Below are 18908 nucleotides of genomic sequence, written 5' to 3'. Positions count from 1 at the left end.
ACAGGCGGCTACTCCCCTACGGCGCGGCGGTAGGGGAGGTTGTCGGGGTGATCGAGCTCGTCGAAGGCCGGGTCCTCGTCGTCCACGTCGACGATCACGGTGCCGGGCGGGGTCGGACGGGGCGGCGGCGGGGCCACGGGCTGGACGGCACGGGCCACCGGCTCGGGGGCCGGTTCGGCGAACTGCTGGGCGTGTGAGCGGTGGGCGGCGCGCATCCGGGCCTGGCGGCGCTCGCGGAGCTCCTGCTCGATGCGGACCTGGCGGCGCAGGTACCCCAGATAGGTGACCAGGGCGAGGTCGACGGCGGCGTGCGCCCACCAGAACCGGGTGTCCAGGATGCCGGCGGCGACGCCGGTCAGCACCGCGCTGATGATCATGGTCAGCACGACGCGCTGCCGGAAGGAGTACTTGGCCCGAGCGAGGGCGGCGGCCGCCTGCGGGTCGAACCCACCGCGCCCGGGCCGATAGCCGCGGGTGGACGGCTCGAACAGCGACGGCGGCGGAACCCGCTCCACCGGGGCGTCCCCGTCGACGGCGGGATTGTCGGGCGGCTGGGCCTCGTCGCCGTCCTCGGTGTCGCGCATCGGCTCCTCCTCGGCACTGCGGACTACCCGGGCGGCCAGCGCCGAGTCCGCGGTCCTGGCGATCTCCTGTCGTTTGCGCACGATCATGGGCACGAGGACGGCGAGCCAGGCCACGACGAGTGCGACGATGATCAACGAACTCGGCATGCCCGGCACCTCCCCCGGCAGACACTCCTCCACCACTATTTACCCGCGCCACGTTAGTCACAACAGTCACATCGGCGACGGAGGCGCGCCGGGCGAATTCACCCGGTCGGACCTAATCGATATGCGCACGCCCGGTGGCCACCAACCGGGAAACCAGACCGTTCGGAATCTCCTCTGCGGTCAGCGCGAAACACAGGTGGTCCCGCCAGGCACCGTCGACGTCCAGATAACGCTGGAACACGCCCTCCTTGCGGAATCCGAGCTTTTCCAGAACCCGCAGGCTTGGCACGTTCTCCGGCCGCACGGTGGCCTCCAGCCGGTGCAGTCCGGCCGCGGCGAAACAATGGTCGACGACCAGCGCGACCGCCGCGGTGGCCACCCCGCCGGAGGTCAGCCGGCTGGACACCCAGTACCCGACCCACGCCGAGCACAGCGACCCGCGGACCACGTTGCCCACGGTGACCTGCCCGGCCAGCCGGCCGTCGACCAGGATCACGAACGGCAGCGACATCCCGCGCCGGGCCAGCCCGCGCAGCGCCGACCACTGGGCCGGCCAGGACAGCGTGCCGTTGCGGTCCTCCCACGTGCCCGGCGCGGTCGGCTCCCAACTCTCCAGGTGCCGGCGGTCGGCGAGCCGGACCCGGCTCCATGCGGCCGCGTCAGTCAGCTTCGGTTTGCGCAGTTCGAGGCGCCCGGCGGGCACCCGAATCGGGCCCAGCCGCGCCGGCCAACCGGGATGGCGCCCGGTCGCCGGCATCGCGGCGACCCCCGGGTGTCGCTCAGCCACGTTGCGCCAGGAAGCTCACTAACACCTCGTCGCCGACCGCCACGTCGGTGGTCTCCTCGTCCACCAGGATCAGGCAGTTCGCCTCGGCGAGTGCGGCGAGCAGGTGTGACCCGGACATCCCTAGCGGCTGCACGAGGTACTCCCCGTTGGTCTCGTCCCTGAGTAGCTGGGCACGCAGAAAACCCTTTCGCCCCTTCGTGGAACTCACCGGAGAGAGTAGGCGGGCGGAGATCACCCGGCGCTGCGGGTTGCGCTTTCCCTGGGCGGCCCGGATCAGCGGACGCACCATCACCTCGAACACCACCAGCGCGCTCATCGGGTTGCTGGGCAACAGGAAGGTCGGCACCGCGTCGGGTCCGAGCCGGCCGAACCCCTGCACCGAGCCGGGATGCATGGCCACCCGCGTGGTGTCCACGTCGCCGAGCTCGGCCAGCGCCGCGGTGATCTCGCCGGACAGCTCGCCGCCGACCCCGCCGGCGATCACCACGATCTCGGACAGCAGCAGCCGGCTCTCCACCAGCTCACGGATCTTGCGGCCCTCGGCCGGCACGATGCCGACCCGGTTCACCTCGGCGCCGGCGTCCCGGGCGGCGGCGGCCAGGGCGTAGGAGTTCACGTCGTAGACCTGGCCGGGACTGGGCGTGCGGTCGACGTCCACCAGCTCGTCGCCGATCGAGATCACCGAGACCCGGGGTTTCGGATAGACCAGCACCTTGGCCCGGCCGACCGCGGCCAGCAGCCCGACCTGGGCCGGGCCGATCGGCGCGCCGCGGCGCACGGCCACGTCGCCGGTCTGCACGTCCTCGCCGGTGCGGCGGACGAACGCGGCCGAGGGCACCGGCTGATGCACGGTCACCCGGGCGTGGTGGCCGTCGGTGTAGCCGACCGGGACCACCGCGTCGGCCAGCGTGGGCAGCGGCGCCCCGGTGACCACGCGCACCGTCTGGCCGGGCTGCAGCCGGCGGGGCTGGCGGGAACCGGCCGTGATCTCCCCGACCACCGGCAGCCGGACCTGTTCGGTGCCGGCCAGCCGGACGTCGACGCTGCGCACGGCGTAACCGTCGACGGCCGCCTGGTCGAACCCGGGCAGCGCCTGCTCGGCGACCACGTCCTCGGCGCAGAGCATCCCCTGTGCCTCGGCGATGGGCACGCGCACGGGAGCCGGTCGGACCGCGGCCGCAAGAGCCCGACCAAGCTGCTCGTCGACTGACCTCATCCGCCCCGACCGCCTACCCGTCCGCTATTCGGCCCCGCAGCCAATCACGTAGATCGGGCCCATACTCCGGGTGCGCAAGCGCAAAGTCCACGGCGGCACGCAGGAAACCGGCAGGATTGCCCAGGTCGTGGCGGCCACCCCGGTGGACGACCACGTGTACCGGGTGTCCCTCGGAGATCAGCAGGGCGATCGCGTCGGTGAGCTGCAGCTCACCGCCCGCACCCGGGGTGATCCGTTTCAACGCGTCGAAGATCGCCCGGTCGAGCAGGTAGCGCCCGGCGGCGGCGAAGCTGGACGGCGCCTCGTCGGCGGCCGGCTTCTCCACCATGCCGTTGACCCGCTTGACGTCGGGGTCGTCGGTGTCGTCCACGTCGAACACGCCGTAGGCGGAGATCTCCGCGCGCGGGATGTCGAACGCGCACAGCACGGTGCCGCCCTTCTCCTGACGCACGTCGGCCATCCGGCGCAGCACCCCGGTGGGCAGCACCAGGTCGTCGGGCAGCAGCACCGCGACGGCCTCCTCGTCCGGCCGCAGGTTCGGCTCGGCGCAGCCGACCGCGTGGCCGAGCCCGAGGGCCTGGTCCTGGATGGCGGTCTCGACCCGGAGCAGGCCGGGGGCTCGGCGGACCCGGGCGAGCAGGTCGGTCTTGCCGCGCCGCTCCAGCGTCGCCTCCAGTTCGGGCTGCGGACGGAAGTACTCGGCGACCGCGTCCTTGCCCGGCGAGGTCACGATGACCAGTCGGGTGGCACCGGCCTCGGCGGCCTCGGCGGCGACCAACTCGATGCCGGGCGTGTCGATGACCGGAAACAGTTCCTTGGGTACCGCCTTGGTGGCGGGCAGGAAGCGGGTGCCGAGCCCGGCGGCCGGCACGATGGCGGTGGCGAACGGAGGTGCCATGGACAGCGACTCTAACCTCATGGCGTGGCTCAGCTAGGCAGCGATCTGGATGCGACCCGTGCATGGAGTAAGACACGGTGGCGTCAGGAGCTCCGCGCCGCTCGGCGCGCGGTCCCGGCCAGCGTGCGGTTCGCCGAGGCCATGGCCCTTTCCGGCCAGCTGACCAGCGGGAGAATCGTGCGGCCGGGCCAGACGCTGTGCGGGTACGTGCCGGTCGGCTCGGAGCCGGGCGCGGCGCAGATGCTCGACGACGTCGCCGAGTACGGGGTCCGGGTGCTGCTGCCGGTGGTCGCCGGGCGGGGGCCGCTGGACTGGGCGTGGTACGCCGGGCCGGACTCGTTGCGGCCGGGTCCGTACGGGTTGCTGGAGCCGGTCGGGGAGCGGTTGTCGACCACCGCGCTGCGGATCGCCGACCTGGTGCTGGTGCCGGCGCTGGCGGTGGACCGGACCGGGATGCGGCTGGGCCAGGGCGCCGGGCACTACGACCAGTCCCTGCCGCTGGCCGCGCCGGGGACGCCGCTGGTGGCCGTGATCAGGGATCAGGAGCTGTTCCCCGAGTTGCCGGCGGAGCCGCACGACGTGCGGGTGAGCGCTGCGCTCACGCCCCATCGAGGTTTGATCCGGTTCGATTGAGCTGAGCTATCATCGGTTTGGCACTCAGGTATGAAGAGTGCCAAGCCAGGGCTTGAGGGAGCTGACCGTGCCGACCTACCAATACGCCTGTACGGCCTGTGACCACCGGTTTGAGCAGGTGCAGGCGTTCACCGACCCGTCGCTGACCGAGTGCCCGGAGTGTGCCGGGCGGCTGCGCAAGCTGTACGGATCGGTCGGCGTGGTGTTCAAGGGCAGCGGTTTCTACCGCACGGACAGCCGGGCCAAGAGCGGGTCGTCCGCGTCGTCCGCGTCGCCCTCGTCGGAGGGTGGTTCCGGCAAGAAGGAGGCGGCCGCGTCCGGGGGCGACAAGTCGTCCTCCTCGTCGTCTTCGTCGTCGTCTTCCTCCTCGGCGTCCTCCTCCTCGTCGTCCTCGAGCACGTCGGCTCCGGCGGCCAAGGCGTCCTGAGAATTCTCTGCCTGTCCACAGGGCGGGCAGTTGTCCACAGTTCCGGGTTAGAGGCCGACCGGTCGCGCCGTGCGTGGCTAGCTTCGGCCACATGACCACGAACCACCGTCTCGCGCCGGTCCTACGGGATCGGCTCCGTCAACTGCTCGGCAGCCGAGGCTGGCCGCGTGCGCTTGCCCCCCGCCGGCTGATCGCCGCCGCGCTGGTGCTGCTCGCCGGGGCGCTTGCGGTGCGCCCGGATCCACCGCCGGCCGGTGGCGCACCGCCCGGGGTTCCGGTGCTGGTCGCCGCCCGGGATCTGGCACCGGGCACCACCCTGGGCGCCGGCGACGTGCGGGTTGAGCGTGCGCCGCCGTCGTTGCGGCCGGCGACCGCGCTGGAGTCGGCCGAGTCGGTGACCGGGCGGGTGCTTGCCGGTGCGGCGACGGCCGGCGAGCCGATCACGTCGACCCGGCTGGTGGGCCCGGAGAACACCCGGCTGACCACGGGCGGGCCGGACGCCGTCGCCGTGCCCGTGCGGCTGGCCGACGCGGCGGTCGCCGATCTGCTGATGCCGGGCGCCCGGGTCGACGTGGTGACCGGCGACGGGCGTGGCACGGCCCTGCTCGCCTCCGACGTTGTCGTCATCACGGTGCTGGCGCCGGAGTCCGACCAGGCGGCGGACGGACGCCTTGTGGTGATCGCCATGCCACCGGAGGCCGCGACCAGGGTTGCGTCGGTGTCGCTTGGATACCCCGTAGCGGTGACCTTGCGCTAAACCCCTCACCCGATCGAAGGAGCCCGTAGTGCTGAAGGGTTTCAAGGAATTCGTGATGCGCGGCAACGTGATCGACCTCGCCGTCGCCGTGATCATCGGTACCGCGTTCACCGCGATCGTGACCGCCATCGTCGACAAGCTGCTCAACCCGCTCATCGCGGTCATCGGCGGCGACAGCCAGATCGGCTGGGCCGTGCAGCTCAACCCCGACAATCCCAAAACCGTCCTCGACTTCGGCTCGATCCTGACCGCGTTCGTCAGCTTCGTCACCGTCGCCGCGGTCCTCTACTTCGTGATCGTCCTCCCGATGAAGAAACTCCAGGAACGCCGCGACCGCGGCGAAGAACCCCCACCCTCCGAACCCACCGACATCGAACTCCTCACCGAAATCCGCGACCTCCTGCGCTCCCAACAAACCCACCCCAACAACGACCACCCCAACCCCAACCACCACCCTCACCAACCCCCACCCCGCCCCATTCACTCCGCCCCCCACACCCAGCAACCCCACCAACCCCCACCCCGCCCCAACCACCCGGTCCCCACACCCAGCAATCCCAACGCCGCCCCAACAACCCCTCCCGCTAACCCACCCCACCGACGCCACCCCCAACTCCGCCCAAACAACCCACCCGCCAACCCACCCAAACGGCCAGCCCAACTCCCACCAGAGCCCACGCACCCGCCGAGCCGCCAGCTACACAGTCCCAGCGACCGACCAGACCGCGTTCGCCCAGTGCGCCTGCGGCGCCGCACGAGCTGTCGGGGCGCACAGCGGCCCGACGGGGCGGCCGGTCGCCAGCGGGTCTGCCGGCTGGCCGCAAGCGCGCAGCGGCCGACGGGTCCGGTGCCGGTCGGCCGGTTGGCCATCGGCGCGCAGCGGCCAGCGGACCGGGTGCGCGTCGGGATGGGTCGGCCGGCAGGCCGCACAGCGGTTCGAGCAGTCGCCAGCGGATCGGCCGGCTGGCCATCGGCGCGCAGCGGCCGGCAGGTCGGGGTGCGGATCGGCCAGCGGGTCGGGGGTCGGATCGGCCGGCGGATCGGGGGGGCCTGGATCGGCCGGCGGCCGGGAGTGGGTCGACCGGCTGACCGTCAGCAGACAGCGGCGGGCGGATCGGAGTGCGGGTCGGCCGGCAGGCTGCACAGCGGCCCGGCGGGTCAACCGGTCGCCAGTGGATCGGTCGCCTGGCCGGCCAGTGCGCAGCAGCCGGTGGGGGTCGGGCTGCGGGTCGGCCGGCGGTCGGGGTGCAGCCAGGCCGCCGGGTGCGGGTCGGCCGACTAGCCGCACAGCGGCCCGGCGGATCCGGTCGCCAGTGGATCGGCCGCCTGGTCGGCCAGTGCGCAGCGGCCGGCGGGTCGCGGCGCGGTCGGGTGCGGGTCGGCCGGCTAGCCGCACAGCGGCCCGGCGGATCGACCGGTCGCCAGTGGATCGGCCGCCTGGCCGGCCAGTGCGCAGCAGCCGGCGGGTCGCGGCGCGGTCGGGTGCGGGTCGGCCCACTAGCCGCACAGCGGCCCGGCGGGTCAACCGGTCGCCAGTGGATCGGCCGCCTGGCCGTTAGCGCGCAGCGGCCGGCGGGGTCGGGGTGCGGGCCGGCGGTCGGGTGTGGGTCGGCCGGCTGGCCGGTCAGTGCGCAGCGGCCGACAGGGCGGGTGGGCGTCAGCAGGCGGTTGGGTGCGTTCGGCCTTCGACCCCGACGGGCTCTTCGGCACACAACCGGTATCCAGCTGCCAAACCAACGACTCGAGGGCCGGAACGCGGGACTCGCCAACACGCTCCCCACCGTTTCGGCGAGTTCCCAATTGCGGCAGCCGAGTTGCCCCGACTCAGGCCGGCGAGGTTCCCCGACACTCACTGGTCCCGCGAGTTCCCCATTGCAGCACCTGAGATCGCGCCCCGAGCTCGGCGAGTCCCTAATTCAAGTCCCGCGAGTCCCCGATTGCAGCACCCGAGATCCCGCCTCAAGCCCGGCAAGTCCCTGGTTTCGGACCGAGGAGTTTCCAGTTCCGGGCCGAGGGTTCTCCGGTTCGGTGCCCTCCGGCCGCTGCCCACTCCGGCCACCGCGCGGCCGGGAGCGCAACGAGGCCGAGCACGGCGTCCCGCGTGCCAGCACCAGCATCTCGGTATCCCCACTGGCGCTTCGGGTGTCTGAGCTGGGAAGTACACCGGCGCGGGGGTTGGGGTTAGCGGTCGTGGTGGGGTGGGCGGTTTTGGTGGTACCAGTCGTCGGGGTCGGGGGGTGTGGGTTCGGGGTCGCGTTCGTCGGAGGTGGTGGCGGGGAGGACGTCGCCGAAGATCTGGTCGAGGTCGGGGCGGCCTGGGCGTCGGCGGGGGTGGCGTGCGGGTGGGGGTGGGGCGGGGTCGGGGTCGGGGGTGGGATCCGGGTTGGGGTTGGGATCCGGGTTGGGGGTGGGGGGCATGGCTGGGTGGGTGGGCGGGCGGGAGGGTCAGTTTCCGTCGAGGCCGGAGAGTTCGCCGATGACGTAGGGGACGAGGGAGGAGAGGGTGGCCATGCCGTCGCGGACGGCGGCGCGGGAGCCGGCCAGGTTGACGACGAGGGTGCTGCCGGAGACACCGACGAGACCGCGGGAGATGCCGGCGTCGACGGCGCCGGCGGCTAGGCCGGAGGAGCGCAGGGCCTCGGCGATGCCGGGGATGGGGCGGTCGAGGACGCCTTGGGTGGCGTCGGGCGTCACGTCGCGGGGGGAGACGCCGGTGCCGCCGACGGTCACGACGAGATCGGCGCCGCCGATCACCGCGGTGTTCAGCGCGTTGCGGATGTCGACCATCTCGCCGGCGACGGGGACCACTCCGTCGACGATGAAACCGGCTTCCTCGAGCAGCTCGACGACCAGCGAGCCCACGGTGTCCTCATGCTCCCCATGCGCCACCTTGTCATCCACGATCACGATCAGGGCCCGGCCGAGTCGCTGCGCGCTGCGTTCCATACGTCAACCGTAGCGGCCCGCCAAGATCGGCCGAATCTGACGGTTCGGTGACGGACAGCCGTTGCACACGCCGAACCCGGCCGCCGCGGCGGCTCAGGGCTGGGCCAGCGGCAGGCGGACCTCGAAGCGGCAGCCGGGCCCGTGGTTGTGCGCGCCGATGGTGCCGCGGTGGGCCTCGACCAGGCCCTTGGCGATGGCCAGACCAAGGCCGGCGCCGACCGGTTCGTCCCGGCCGACGGCGGGGGTGCGGGCCGGGGCGCCGCGGAAGGCGACCTCGAAGACCCGGCCGAGCTCGTCCTCCGGGATACCGCCGCAGGCGTCGGCCACCGACAGGATGGCTTCCGGACCGTCGACGCCCACCTGCACGGCGACGGTGCCGTCCGGCGGGGTGTGCCGGATGGCGTTGGACACCAGGTTGCGGACTACCCGGGTCAACGCCGGATCGCTGCCGATCACCACCGGCCAGGCATCGGCGTCGGCCCGGACCGTGACCCGCTTACGTTGCGCCACCGGCATCTGGGCTCCCAAGGCGTCGGCGACCACGTCCTGCAGCGGGACGGCGGACATGGTCAGCCGCAGCGTGCCCGCGGTGATCCGGGACAGCTCGAACAGGTCGTCCACCATGCCGGCGAGTCGCTTCGCCTCGGTGCCGATCCGGCTGGCGTAGCCGGTGATCTCGCGCGGCTCGCAGACCACCCCGTCGGCCAGCGCCTCGCTCATCGCCTGGATCCCGGCCAGCGGGGTGCGCAGGTCATGACTGATCCAGGCGACCAGTTCGCGCCGGGACGCCTCGGCCGCGCGCTCCCGCTCCCGGGCCTCGCGCTCCCACACGCTGCGCCGCGCGACCGCCCGGCCGAGCAGGATCGCCGCCGGCACGGTGACCAGCACGACCAGCAGGCACACCAGCAGCATCGTGGTGAGCGTGGCGGTGAACATGAACCCGCTGACCCCGATCACCCCGGCCACGGTCGCCGCCATCGGGACGAGCACCAGCACGGTCAGGTTGGTGGCCAGCGATCCCCGGTGCAGCAGGTAGAGCAGCACCAGCCCGGCCAGGGTGACCGGAACGGTCAGGGCCAGCACCACCGGCAGGATGTCCCAGGCGTGCGCGAGCATCTGCCAGAAGGTCTCGTTGGCCCCGATCACCCCCGACGGGTCAGGCGCGGCGGTCATAGCGGTATCCGACTCCCCACACGGTGACGATCCGGCTCGGCTTCTCCGGCCGGGTCTCGATCTTCTCGCGCAACCGTCGCACATGGACGGTCACAGTGGACTGATCGCCGAAGTCCCAGCCCCACACCTTGTCCAGCAACGCTTCCCGGGTGTACGCCTCGCCCGGGTGCGACATCAGGAACAGCAACAGATCGAACTCCCGCGTGGTGAGCGCGAGTTCCGTGCCGCGCAGGACGGCCCGGTGCCCGGCCACGTCCAGCTCCAGCTCGCCGTCGACGACCACCCGTGGCTCCACCCGGGGCGGGGGCGCCTGCGCGCGACGCAGCACCGAGGCCACCCGGAGAGCCAACTCCTTGGGGCTGAACGGTTTGGTCACGTAGTCGTCGGCGCCGAGCTCCAGCCCGGCGATCCGGTTCTCCTCCTCGCCGAGCGCGGTGAGCATGACCACCGGAACGGCGCTGCGGCGGCGCAGCCGGCGGCACACCTCCAGCCCGTCGATGCCGGGCAGCATCAGGTCGAGCACGACCAGATCGGGATCGTTGTCGGCGATCCAGCGCAGCGCGTCCTCGCCGTTGTCCGCCAGCGCGACCCGGTGCCCGCCGCGCTCGAGGTAGCGGCGGACCACGTCGCGCACGGTCAGGTCGTCGTCCACCACGAGCACCTGCGTCATGCGATCACCAGTTCGTCAGGCAGGCAGGACATGGTAGCCGGACAGCAGGGGACACCGCCCGACGGTAGCGCCGCGGCCGGCGGTGTGCCGGCCGCCGCCGGGTTCCGTCAGAACTCCGTAAGAAGTTCCGCCCCGTCACATTTCGGTAAGCGCCGCAAGGGTTCTACCACCGTCCGGGGTGGACCTACGGTTCGGCCATGGATGTTGTCGACGTGGTACTGCCCTGCCTCGACGAGGCCGCGGCGCTGCCCGGCGTGCTGGCCGCGCTGCCGGCCGGCTACCGGGCGATCGTGGTGGACAACGGATCCACCGACGGCTCGACCGAGATCGCGGCCCGGCACGGCGCGACCGTCGTGCCGGAGCCGCACCGCGGGTACGGGGCGGCCGTGCACACCGGGTTGGTGCACGCCACCGCGGAGATCGTGTGCTTCCTGGACGCGGACGGCTCGCTGGATCCGGCCGAGCTGCCGAAGCTGGTCGCCTTCGTGGCGAGTGGCCGGGCCCGGCTCGCGGTGGGCCGCCGGGTGCCGGTCGCCCGCGGCTGCTGGCCGTGGCACGCCCGGGCCGGAACCCGGGTGCTGGCCGCGCTGCTGCGCCGGCGTGGGCTCACGGTGACCGACATCGCCCCGATGCGCGCCGCCCGCCGGGCCGACCTGCTCCGGCTCGAGGTGCGCGACCGGGCCTTGGGCTACCCGCTCGAACTGCTGCTCCGGGCGGCCGCGGCGGACTGGCCGGTCGTGGAGCTGGACGTGGCCTACCGGCCACGCACCGCCGGCACCCGGTCGAGGATGGCCGGCTCGGTGCGCGGCTCGGTGCGCGGCACGGTGCGGGGGGTGCGGGACATGGCCGGCGTGCTTCGGTGAGCGAGCTTGCCGGCGAATCATGGTGCGGTGGGGTCCGCGGCCGCACCGGCGTGACCGGTCGATCTGTCCAATGTGGACACGGTGGAAGAAAAGGAGCCGCACGCGGGCGGGCGAGGGGATGACCGTCCGCGTGCGGCTCCGCACATCAGGCCCGCCATCCGGGGGCCTCACCGGCTCGGGGGCATCGAGCCGGACGTTGGTCTCGGCCGCTTCCTGCGGCCGAGCGTCCTACAGTGTCAGTTGGGTTCGACCGGTTGTCCAGAGAGTGTCACGTCGACGGTCCGGGAACCGTCGCCGAGCACCAGCTTCACCGTGTCGCCGGGCGCCTGCGCGCGCACCGCCGCGACCAGCGCGTCGGAGCTGTCGATGCGGCGGTCGTTCAGCCTGGTGACCACGTCCCCCTGCTGCAGGCCGGCCTTGGCCGCCGGGCCGTCCTGGGTGACCGCGTCGATCGAGGCGCCGCCCTGCGCGGCATCCCTGACCTGCACGCCGAGCACGGTCTGGGTGGCCTTGCCGGTCTTGGCGATCTCGTCGGCGGTGCGCCGGGCCTGGTCGATCGGGATGGCGAAGCCGATGCCGACCGAGCCGGCGGCCACGTCGCCGGTGCGCGGGCTGTAGATCGCCGAGTTGATGCCGATCACCCGGCCCTGCAGGTCCACCAGCGGGCCGCCGGAGTTGCCCGGGTTGATCGCGGCGTCGGTCTGGATCGCGTCCAGCACGGTGCGCTGCTCGCCCTGCTCGCCGCCGGCCCTCGTCGGCCGGTGCAGCGCGCTGACGATGCCCGAGGTGACGGTGCCGGACAGTTCGAACGGCGAGCCGATCGCCACGACCGACTGGCCCACCCGCAGATCGTCGGACCGGCCCAGTTCGGCCACCGCCACGCCGCTGACGCCCTGCGCCTTGACCACGGCGACGTCGGAGTCCGGGTCACGGCCGACGATGGTGGCCCGAGCGGTGCTGCCGTTCTCGAACACCGCCACGATCTGCCCACCCTGCGCGGCCCCGGCGATCACGTGGTTGTTGGTGACGATCAGGCCGTCCGAGCTGATCACGAAGCCGGAACCCTCCCCTGCCGAGGACCGGCCCTGGACCTGCAACTGGACGACGCTCGGCAGCACCTTCTCGGCCGCGGCCTCCACGGTTCCGGACGGAGCAGCGGCGGTCTGCCGAGCCGGCGGCGCCTGGTCCAGTGCGTTGACCGAGGGACCGTTGGATCCGGACTGAGAGTCGGCGACCAGATAGCCACCGGCCGCACCCGCGACGCCGCCGACCACCAGGGCAAGCACGGTCACCCCGGCCAGCACCCCGCCGCGCGAGCGGCGCGGCTGCGAACCGGGCTGCGGCTGCGGGTACGGCGACTGGGCCGCCGGGTAGGGCTGCTGCTGGCCGGTCGGCGGGGTGTAGGCAGAGCCGAACAGCACCTGCTCGGTCGGGGCCTGGGGTTGCGGCTGCGGCTGCGGCTGGGGTTGGCCGGTGCCACTGGAGCCACCGGCCGCCCACGGGCTCGATTCAGCCGGGGTCCCGTCGGGCTTCTGTTCCGTCATGTGACCACCTTGCGCCACGCGGCTGAGAGCTACCTGAGATCACGCTGTGCAATCTCAGTGTCTCAGCGGCCGGCTAGGCCGGCACACCGGGCAGCCGCAAGGTGAACAGCGCGCCGCCCTCGGGCGCCCGCCCGGCGAGCACCTCGCCGCCGTGCCGCAGCGCGGTCTGCCGCACGATGGCCAGACCGAGACCGGAGCCGGGCAGCGTGCGCGCTTCCGGCGAGCGGTAGAACCGGTCGAACACCCGGGGCAGGTCCTCGTCGCTGATCCCCGGCCCCTCGTCGGCCACCTCGAGCACCGCGAACCCGTCGCCGATCGGGCCGAGCCGCACCCGGACCGTGCCGCCCGGCGGGCTGAACTTGATCGCGTTGTCCAGCAGGTTGAGCACCGCCCGCTCCAACCCGGCCGCGTCGCCGATCAGCACCCACGGCTGCACCCACACCTGGAAGTGCAGGTCGCTGCCCCGGCGCCGGGCCCGATCCAGCGCCTGCTCGACGATCTCGCCGACGTCCACCGCTTCCCACACCGACGCGGTGGCGTCCTCCCTGGCCAGCTCCACCAAGTCGCCGATCAGTTGGGTCAGCTCGTCCAGCTGCGCCCGCACGTCGGCGTAGATCTCCCGCTTGTCCTTGTCCGACAGCGACGGCGCGTCCGGCGCCTCGGCGGCCAGCAGCAGCTCGAGGTTGGTGCGCAACGAGGTCAGCGGCGTGCGCAGCTCGTGCCCGGCGTCGGCGACCAGCCGGCGCTGGTCCTCCTGCGCCGCCTGCACCGCACCCAGCATCGTGTTGAAGCTCTGGGTGAGCCGGGCCAGCTCGTCGTCCCCGCTGATCGGGATCGGCCGCAGGTCACCGGTTCTGGCCACCCGCTCGGTGGCCTGGGTGAGCCGCTGCACCGGCCGCATGCTCGCCCGGGCCACCGCGGCACCGGCCAGCGCGGCCAGCGCGATGCCGAGCCCGCCGACCACCAGCAGCACCACGGCGAGGTCGTTGAGCAGATCCCTGGTCGGGCCGAGCGGCTGCCCGACGACCAGCGCGAGGTCCTCGCTGGCCCCAGGCACCGGCACGGCGAGCACCCGGCTGTCGGTCCGCTCGTCGGTCCTGATGCTGTTGCGTTGCTGGCGCTGGGCGACCCGGCGCTCCGCGTCGCCGATCGCCGGCTTGGGCTGGCCGATGTCGAACACGATCGTGCCCCGGTCGTCGATCACCGTGTACTGCACGTCGGTCAGGGACAGGAAGCCGATCGGAATCCGGCCGCTCGGCGAGTCGGTGAGGCCGGGCGTGGTCAGCGCGTTCGCCGCCCGGCTGCCCAGGTTGTCGTCGATCTGCTCGTACAGGCTGCGGTAGACGGTGAGGTAGGCGCCCATCGAGGTCAGCGCCACGGCTCCGGCGACACACAGCGCGGCCAGCAACGCGATCCGGGCCCGGACCGTCATCCGGGACGGCTGCCGCATGGCCCGCAGGCTGGTCACCGTCACGGCGGTGTCTCGCGCAGCACGTAGCCCACCCCGCGCACGGTGTGGATCAGGCGGGACTCGCCGTCCGCCTCGGTCTTGCGGCGCAGGTAGCCCACGTACACCTCGAGCGCGTTGCCCGAGGTCGGGAAGTCGTAGCCCCAGACCTCCTCGAGGATGCGGCTGCGGGTGAGCACCTGCTTGGGGTGCCGGAGCAGCATCTCCAGCAGGGCGAACTCGGTCCGGGTCAGGCTGATCAGCCGCTCGCCCCGGCGCACCTCCCGGGTGCCGAGATCCATCTCGAGGTCGGCGAAGTGCAGCGGCGGCTCGGACCGGTAGGCCGCGTCCGGGTCGGGGACCGCCCGGCGCAGCAGCGCCCGCAGCCGGGCAAGCAACTCCTCGAGGGCGAACGGCTTGGGCAGATAGTCGTCGGCGCCTGCGTCGAGGCCGGCCACCCGGTCGGAGACCATGGCCCGCGCGGTGAGCACCAGGATCGGCAGATCGTCGCCGGTACTGCGGAGCCGCCGGCACACCTCGAGGCCGTCCAGCCGAGGCATGGTCACGTCCAGCACCATGGCATCCGGCCGGGCCAGCTTGACCGCGTCCAGCGCCAGCTGACCGTCTCCGGCCAGGTCAACCTGGTAGCCGTTGAACTCCAGCGACCGGCGCAGCGACTCTCGGACCGCCCGGTCGTCATCGACCACGAGTATGCGCATGTCACCCAGTGTTCCCTGCCGTTCTGAGACGCGCCTGAGAAGCGCCGGCTAGAACGAGTCGGCCATCCGGACGGCGCGCGGGGCTCCGGTCAGCGCGTCCAACTGCGCCGCGATCTTAGCGTCGCCCTCGAGCAGCCCGGCCCGGCGCAGCATCGCGGTGTCCGCCGACCCGGCGTACCACGGGCCGAGTGCCCTGGCGTGCAGCCGAACCGCGCCGGTGCCCCCCGGCTCGCAGAACACCTTGTCGCCGTCGAAGACGATCCGGTGCCGGCCGGCCTGCCACGGGGCGTGCTCGTCGACCACCTCGAGGTCCACCGCCAGCGGGCGAAGCAGCGCGGTCAGCGGCCAGCCGCGCGCGGCCACCGCGGCCGGCAGGTCGACCACCCGCAGCATCCACGGATGGTTGCGCACGTCGTGCAGCACCGGTTGGGCCAGCAGCAGATCACGCACGGCCTGGTCCACCACGCGCAGCGACACGTCGTGCAGCGTGCCGGCCCAGCTGGCCAGGTGCCGCAGCAGCTGGCTGGCCGTGTCCGGGTCGTCGGCGATCAGGTCGAAGGTGATCAGCCGCTCGCCCTCCGGCCGGTCCGCGGTCAGGTAGCCGCGCACGCCGTCCGTGCCGGGGACCAGGTCCGCGATGTCCAGTTCGAGGATCTCCTCGAGCCGGTGCGCCTTGGTGGCCCGGTCCAGCATTCCGTCCACTGTGGACGCGAAGGCGAGGTAGGCGGCCTGCAGTGCGGGCAGGTCCTCGAGCCGGGCCGGCCGGGTGGTGCGGTGCGCGGTCGGCCTCGGCAGCGCGGTGAGCAGGTCCAGCGGCAGGATCATCCGCTCGTACAGCCCGGTCTGCTCCCAGCCGCGGGCCCGGTAGAGCGCCGGCACGGACGGGAACAGCGCCGAGATGCACTGGCCGGCCTCGCGCAGCCCGGTCAGTGCCCGGTCCAGCATCGCGGTGGCCACCCCGCGGCCCCGCGCGTACGGGTCGACCGCGACGCTGGCCAGCCCGCCCATCGGCACCGCCCGGCCGCCGAAGAACTGCCGGTAGTCCCGCGAGCGCAGGAACCCGGCCGGATGGCCGTCCAACTCGGCGACGATGCCCCACCAGCCCTCGAACCCGTCCGGCCAGTACGGGTTGTCGCCCCTGGCCGGGTCGGGTTCGCGCGGCCCGCCGAAGGCGATCCGCCGGATCCGGTACATCGCCTCGCCGTCCTCGTCCCGGACATCCCGGATGACCAGGGTCATTCGACGACCTCGGCGGAGAACATCGCCACCAGCTCCATGCCGCCGATCTCGGTCAGGTTGGCGCCGGCGACCTGCCACTCCGGCGAGGCGAACCCGGCCTTCATCGCCTCCTTGGACTCGAAGTACAGCTCCGCGATCAGGTACGGCTCGGCCTCGCCGAGGAACCCGGGCACGAACGTCCTGGCCACCTTCGCGATCTCCTGGCGCACCAGGCCGGGCACCTTGTCGATCAGCGGCTTGTGCGACTCGAAGTACTTCTTGTCGAAGCCTTCCGGGTCGGCCGGCCTGCGGTACAGCGCGATGTACTTGATCATGAGCACTCCTTCGTGCGATCCGGGACCCGGCGTCGGGCCTACCCGGCACCATATAGCCGTGCAGATCATCCTCCTGCGGCACGCACAGAGCCTGGGCAACGTGGACGAGCTGGCCTACACCCGGATCCCGGACCATGCCCTGCCGCTCACCGACCTGGGTGTCCGGCAGGCGCGCGCGGCCGGGCCGGCGCTGCGCGAGGTGCTCGGCGACGCGCCGGTGGCCGCGTACGTCAGCCCGTACGTGCGCACCACCCGCACCTTCGAGCTGCTCGGGCTGGACGATCTGATCACCAGTGCGGTGCCCGAGCCGAGGCTGCGTGAGCAGGACTGGGGGAACCTGCAGGATCCGGTGGAACAGGAGGTGCAGAAGCGCAAACGACACGATTTCGGCCATTTCTTCTACCGGTTGGCGCACGGCGAGTCCGGGGCCGACGTGGACGACCGGGTGGCCAGCTTCCTGTCCGAGCTGGAGCTGCGGGTGCGGGCCGACCCGGGCCACCCGGACACCGCACTGGTCGTCTCGCACGGGCTGACCATGCGGCTGCTCTGCCGGCGGATGTTCGGCTGGACCATCGACCTGTTCGAGTCGCTGTCCAACCCGGGGCACTGCGAGCACCGGGTGCTCACCCTGGACGGCGCGCGCTGGCGGCTGGACCGCCCGTTCCGGCAGTGGCGGGACTCGCCGGACGGCGCCACGCAGCTGCCGGCGGGGTGAGGTTCCTCAGCCCTTGACCGCGCCCGCGGTGAAGCCGGCCACGAACTTGTCCAGGAACAGGTTGAACACGAAGGCGATCGGGACGGCGACCAGCACGGTGGCCGCCTGCAGCGACTGCCAGAAGAACACGTCGCCGCGGACCAGCTGCGTCGGCACGCCGGTGCTGACCGTCATCGAGTCGGTCGGCGCCACGAACGACAGCGCGTAGATGAACTCGCTGGCGGTCAGCGTGAACGCGAACACCACGACCGCGACGATGCCGGGGAACAACAGCGGAATCACGGCGCGGGTGAACGCGCCGAGCCGGCTGTAGCCGTCCACCATCGCCTGTTCCTCGATGTCCCGCGGGATCGTCTTGAGGAAGCCCATCAGCAGCCAGATCGACACCGGGATGGTGATCGTCGGGTACACCAGGACCAGCGACCAGGTCGAGTCCTGCAACCCGATGCCCACCACCATTCGGGACAGGGAAAGGAAAAGCAGGCTCGGGGGCACCAGGTAGACCAGGAAGATCCCGATGCCCATCGCACCGGACCACGGCCGGTCCAGCCGGGCCAGCGCGTAGGCCGCGGGCAGCCCGAGGGCCAGCGTGATCACCACGACCAGGATGCCGACCCACAGCGTGTTCCACGCGAAGGTGAGGAACCCGGTGTCGGTGAACAGGTAGGTCACGTGGTCCGGGGTGGGCGGGCGGTTGAACCAGAACGGGTTGCTGTCCGGGTTGTACAGGTCGCGGTTCTGCTTGAACGCGGTGATCGCGCTCCACACGAACGGACCGGCGCACAACAGCGCCGCGATGATCGCCGCGGTGTACACCCCGACCCGGCGGGCCCGGTGCTGCCGCTCGTACCGGCGGCGCAGCACGGCCGTGGTCATCAGCCCACCTCGATCCGGCGCACCGCGCGCAGAATGGCGATCGCGGCGGCGAGCAGCAGCGGGAACAGGAACAGCGCCACCGCGGCCCCCTGGGCCACGTCACCGCCCTCGATGCCGCGGTAGAACGCCCAACTGGCCAGCACCTGGGTGGCGTCGTTGGGCCCGCCCCTGGTCAGCACCCGGACCACGGCCATGTCGGTGAACGTGAAGATCGCCCCGAACAGCGCGGCCACGGCCACCACCGGAAGCACCATCGGGATGGTGATCTCGAACATCCGCCGCCAGTAGCCGGCGCCGTCCACCCGCGCCGCCTCGTCGATGTCCCTGGGGATGGCGACCAGACCGGCGATCATGATCACCGCCGCCAGCGGGGTGAGCCGCCAGACGTGCACGGCGATCACCGAGGCCATGGCCCAGCCCGGTTCGCCCAGGTAGTACACGTTCTCGTTCGGGCCGAGGATGCCGACCTGGCGCAGCACCCAGTCGATCGGCGAGAAGATCGAGTCGAGCAGCCAGAGCCAGGAGATCGAGGACAGCGCGACCGGCGTGGTCCAGGCCAGCAGCACGAAGAACCGGACCAGCCACTTGCCCTTGAAGTCGGCGATCAGGATGTTCGCCAGCACCTTGCCCAGAATCACGATCAGCACCATGGAGATCGCGGTGAAGATCAGGGTGTTGCCCAGCGCGCGCCAGAACACCGGGTCGCTGAACGCCCGCCGGAAGTTCACCAGCCCGACATAGTCGTAGGACGGGTCGCCCGCCGTCACGTCGGAGACCGCGAACGCGATCGCCAGGCCGAACGGCAGCGCCACCAGCGCGATGATGTAGACCACGCTCGGCAGCAGGAACACCCAGGCCAGCAGGCCGTCCCGGTCGGCGAACGTACGCCGGGCGACCGGCCGGGGCACCGGGTCGGGCGGTGCCGTGGTGGCCTGCTCGGTGGTCGTGGCCAT

The 18908-nt window shown here is 72.2% G+C and carries 20 protein-coding genes and 1 pseudogene; 6 read left to right on the top strand and 15 right to left on the bottom strand.

All coding sequences use genetic code 11. The features are described from left to right. Window positions 1–8 precede the first annotated feature (8 nt). The 4 genes from glpR to VFV67_RS34345 all read right to left on the bottom strand — a co-directional run bounded on the left by glpR (window position 9) and on the right by VFV67_RS34345 (window position 3632). Window positions 9–731 (bottom strand): gephyrin-like molybdotransferase receptor GlpR, encoded by a 723-nt coding sequence (glpR, locus tag VFV67_RS34360; RefSeq protein WP_326474892.1) that lies wholly within the window; start codon window positions 729–731, stop codon window positions 9–11. 112 nt (window positions 732–843) lie between these two features. After that, a complete protein-coding gene (locus VFV67_RS34355) occupies window positions 844–1488 on the bottom strand; it encodes a GNAT family protein (protein WP_326474924.1) in 645 nt (214 codons plus the stop codon). A gap of 22 nt (window positions 1489–1510) precedes the next feature. Next, the gene (gene glp / locus VFV67_RS34350) at window positions 1511–2734 is read right to left on the bottom strand and encodes a gephyrin-like molybdotransferase Glp (RefSeq protein WP_326474891.1); all 1224 of its coding nucleotides are present in this window, start codon (window positions 2732–2734) and stop codon (window positions 1511–1513) included. A gap of 13 nt (window positions 2735–2747) precedes the next feature. After that, entirely contained in the window at window positions 2748–3632 is an 885-nt protein-coding gene (locus tag VFV67_RS34345) for a UTP--glucose-1-phosphate uridylyltransferase (protein WP_326474890.1), read from the bottom strand. A gap of 24 nt (window positions 3633–3656) precedes the next feature. On the opposite strand from VFV67_RS34345, the gene VFV67_RS34340 reads away from it, so the two are divergent. From VFV67_RS34340 to mscL, 4 genes and pseudogenes are all read left to right on the top strand, one after another. Then, window positions 3657–4265 carry a 5-formyltetrahydrofolate cyclo-ligase gene (locus VFV67_RS34340; protein ID WP_326474889.1) on the top strand — a complete coding sequence of 203 codons (609 nt, stop codon included), beginning with the start codon at window positions 3657–3659 and terminating at the stop codon, window positions 4263–4265. A gap of 67 nt (window positions 4266–4332) precedes the next feature. Further along, on the top strand, window positions 4333–4692 hold the full coding sequence (locus tag VFV67_RS34335) for an FmdB family zinc ribbon protein (RefSeq protein WP_326474888.1): 360 nt from the start codon (window positions 4333–4335) through the stop codon (window positions 4690–4692). A gap of 91 nt (window positions 4693–4783) precedes the next feature. Then, window positions 4784–5449 (top strand): SAF domain-containing protein, encoded by a 666-nt coding sequence (locus VFV67_RS34330; protein ID WP_326474887.1) that lies wholly within the window; start codon window positions 4784–4786, stop codon window positions 5447–5449. Window positions 5450–5477: 28 nt separating this feature from the next. Further along, window positions 5478–5864 (top strand): annotated as a pseudogene (gene mscL, locus VFV67_RS34325) (large conductance mechanosensitive channel protein MscL); the annotation flags it as partial. Between the two features lie 1766 nt (window positions 5865–7630). Here the strand turns inward: mscL and VFV67_RS36935 are convergent. The 4 genes from VFV67_RS36935 to VFV67_RS34310 form a co-directional block, all read right to left on the bottom strand. Further along, window positions 7631–7867 carry a hypothetical protein gene (locus VFV67_RS36935; protein ID WP_414636400.1) on the bottom strand — a complete coding sequence of 79 codons (237 nt, stop codon included), beginning with the start codon at window positions 7865–7867 and terminating at the stop codon, window positions 7631–7633. A 27-nt stretch (window positions 7868–7894) separates the two neighbouring features. Then, window positions 7895–8395, bottom strand: coding sequence for a molybdenum cofactor biosynthesis protein B (locus VFV67_RS34320; RefSeq protein ID WP_326474886.1), 501 nt, complete (start codon window positions 8393–8395; stop codon window positions 7895–7897). 93 nt (window positions 8396–8488) lie between these two features. Beyond that, window positions 8489–9541: a HAMP domain-containing sensor histidine kinase gene (locus VFV67_RS34315; protein ID WP_326474923.1), complete on the bottom strand. Its 1053-nt coding sequence runs from the start codon at window positions 9539–9541 to the stop codon at window positions 8489–8491. Window positions 9542–9551: 10 nt separating this feature from the next. After that, window positions 9552–10238 carry a response regulator transcription factor gene (locus VFV67_RS34310; RefSeq protein WP_326474885.1) on the bottom strand — a complete coding sequence of 229 codons (687 nt, stop codon included), beginning with the start codon at window positions 10236–10238 and terminating at the stop codon, window positions 9552–9554. A gap of 197 nt (window positions 10239–10435) precedes the next feature. On the opposite strand from VFV67_RS34310, the gene VFV67_RS34305 reads away from it, so the two are divergent. Next, window positions 10436–11101 (top strand): glycosyltransferase family 2 protein, encoded by a 666-nt coding sequence (locus VFV67_RS34305; RefSeq protein ID WP_326474884.1) that lies wholly within the window; start codon window positions 10436–10438, stop codon window positions 11099–11101. 236 nt (window positions 11102–11337) lie between these two features. Here the strand turns inward: VFV67_RS34305 and VFV67_RS34300 are convergent, their stop codons facing one another. From VFV67_RS34300 to VFV67_RS34280, 5 genes are all read right to left on the bottom strand, one after another. Beyond that, entirely contained in the window at window positions 11338–12645 is a 1308-nt protein-coding gene (locus tag VFV67_RS34300; RefSeq protein WP_326474883.1) for a S1C family serine protease, read from the bottom strand. Window positions 12646–12718: 73 nt separating this feature from the next. Next, window positions 12719–14095 (bottom strand): HAMP domain-containing sensor histidine kinase, encoded by a 1377-nt coding sequence (locus tag VFV67_RS34295; protein WP_326474922.1) that lies wholly within the window; start codon window positions 14093–14095, stop codon window positions 12719–12721. Window positions 14096–14115: 20 nt separating this feature from the next. Further along, window positions 14116–14811 (bottom strand): response regulator transcription factor, encoded by a 696-nt coding sequence (locus VFV67_RS34290; RefSeq protein ID WP_326474882.1) that lies wholly within the window; start codon window positions 14809–14811, stop codon window positions 14116–14118. A gap of 48 nt (window positions 14812–14859) precedes the next feature. Continuing rightward, window positions 14860–16050: a GNAT family N-acetyltransferase gene (locus tag VFV67_RS34285; protein WP_326474881.1), complete on the bottom strand. Its 1191-nt coding sequence runs from the start codon at window positions 16048–16050 to the stop codon at window positions 14860–14862. After that, the gene (locus VFV67_RS34280; protein ID WP_326474880.1) at window positions 16047–16364 is read right to left on the bottom strand and encodes an EthD family reductase; all 318 of its coding nucleotides are present in this window, start codon (window positions 16362–16364) and stop codon (window positions 16047–16049) included. Before VFV67_RS34280 ends, VFV67_RS34285 begins: the two co-directional genes overlap by 4 nt. Before the next feature lie 58 nt (window positions 16365–16422). On the opposite strand from VFV67_RS34280, the gene VFV67_RS34275 reads away from it, so the two are divergent. Then, a complete protein-coding gene (locus tag VFV67_RS34275; RefSeq protein WP_326474879.1) occupies window positions 16423–17079 on the top strand; it encodes a histidine phosphatase family protein in 657 nt (218 codons plus the stop codon). 6 nt (window positions 17080–17085) lie between these two features. On the opposite strand, the gene VFV67_RS34270 is transcribed toward VFV67_RS34275, so the two are convergent. Both VFV67_RS34270 and VFV67_RS34265 read right to left on the bottom strand, forming a co-directional pair. Then, window positions 17086–17955 (bottom strand): carbohydrate ABC transporter permease, encoded by an 870-nt coding sequence (locus VFV67_RS34270; RefSeq protein ID WP_326474878.1) that lies wholly within the window; start codon window positions 17953–17955, stop codon window positions 17086–17088. Beyond that, window positions 17955–18908, bottom strand: coding sequence for a sugar ABC transporter permease (locus VFV67_RS34265; RefSeq protein ID WP_326474877.1), 954 nt, complete (start codon window positions 18906–18908; stop codon window positions 17955–17957). Before VFV67_RS34265 ends, VFV67_RS34270 begins: the two co-directional genes overlap by 1 nt.

The sequence above is a fragment of the Actinophytocola sp. genome (assembly GCF_035762905.1).
In the GTDB taxonomy this organism is placed as follows: domain Bacteria; phylum Actinomycetota; class Actinomycetes; order Mycobacteriales; family Pseudonocardiaceae; genus DASYTH01.
The sequence above is the reverse complement of the archived record's forward strand: the minus strand, read 5'-3'. Positions and strand labels throughout refer to the sequence as shown.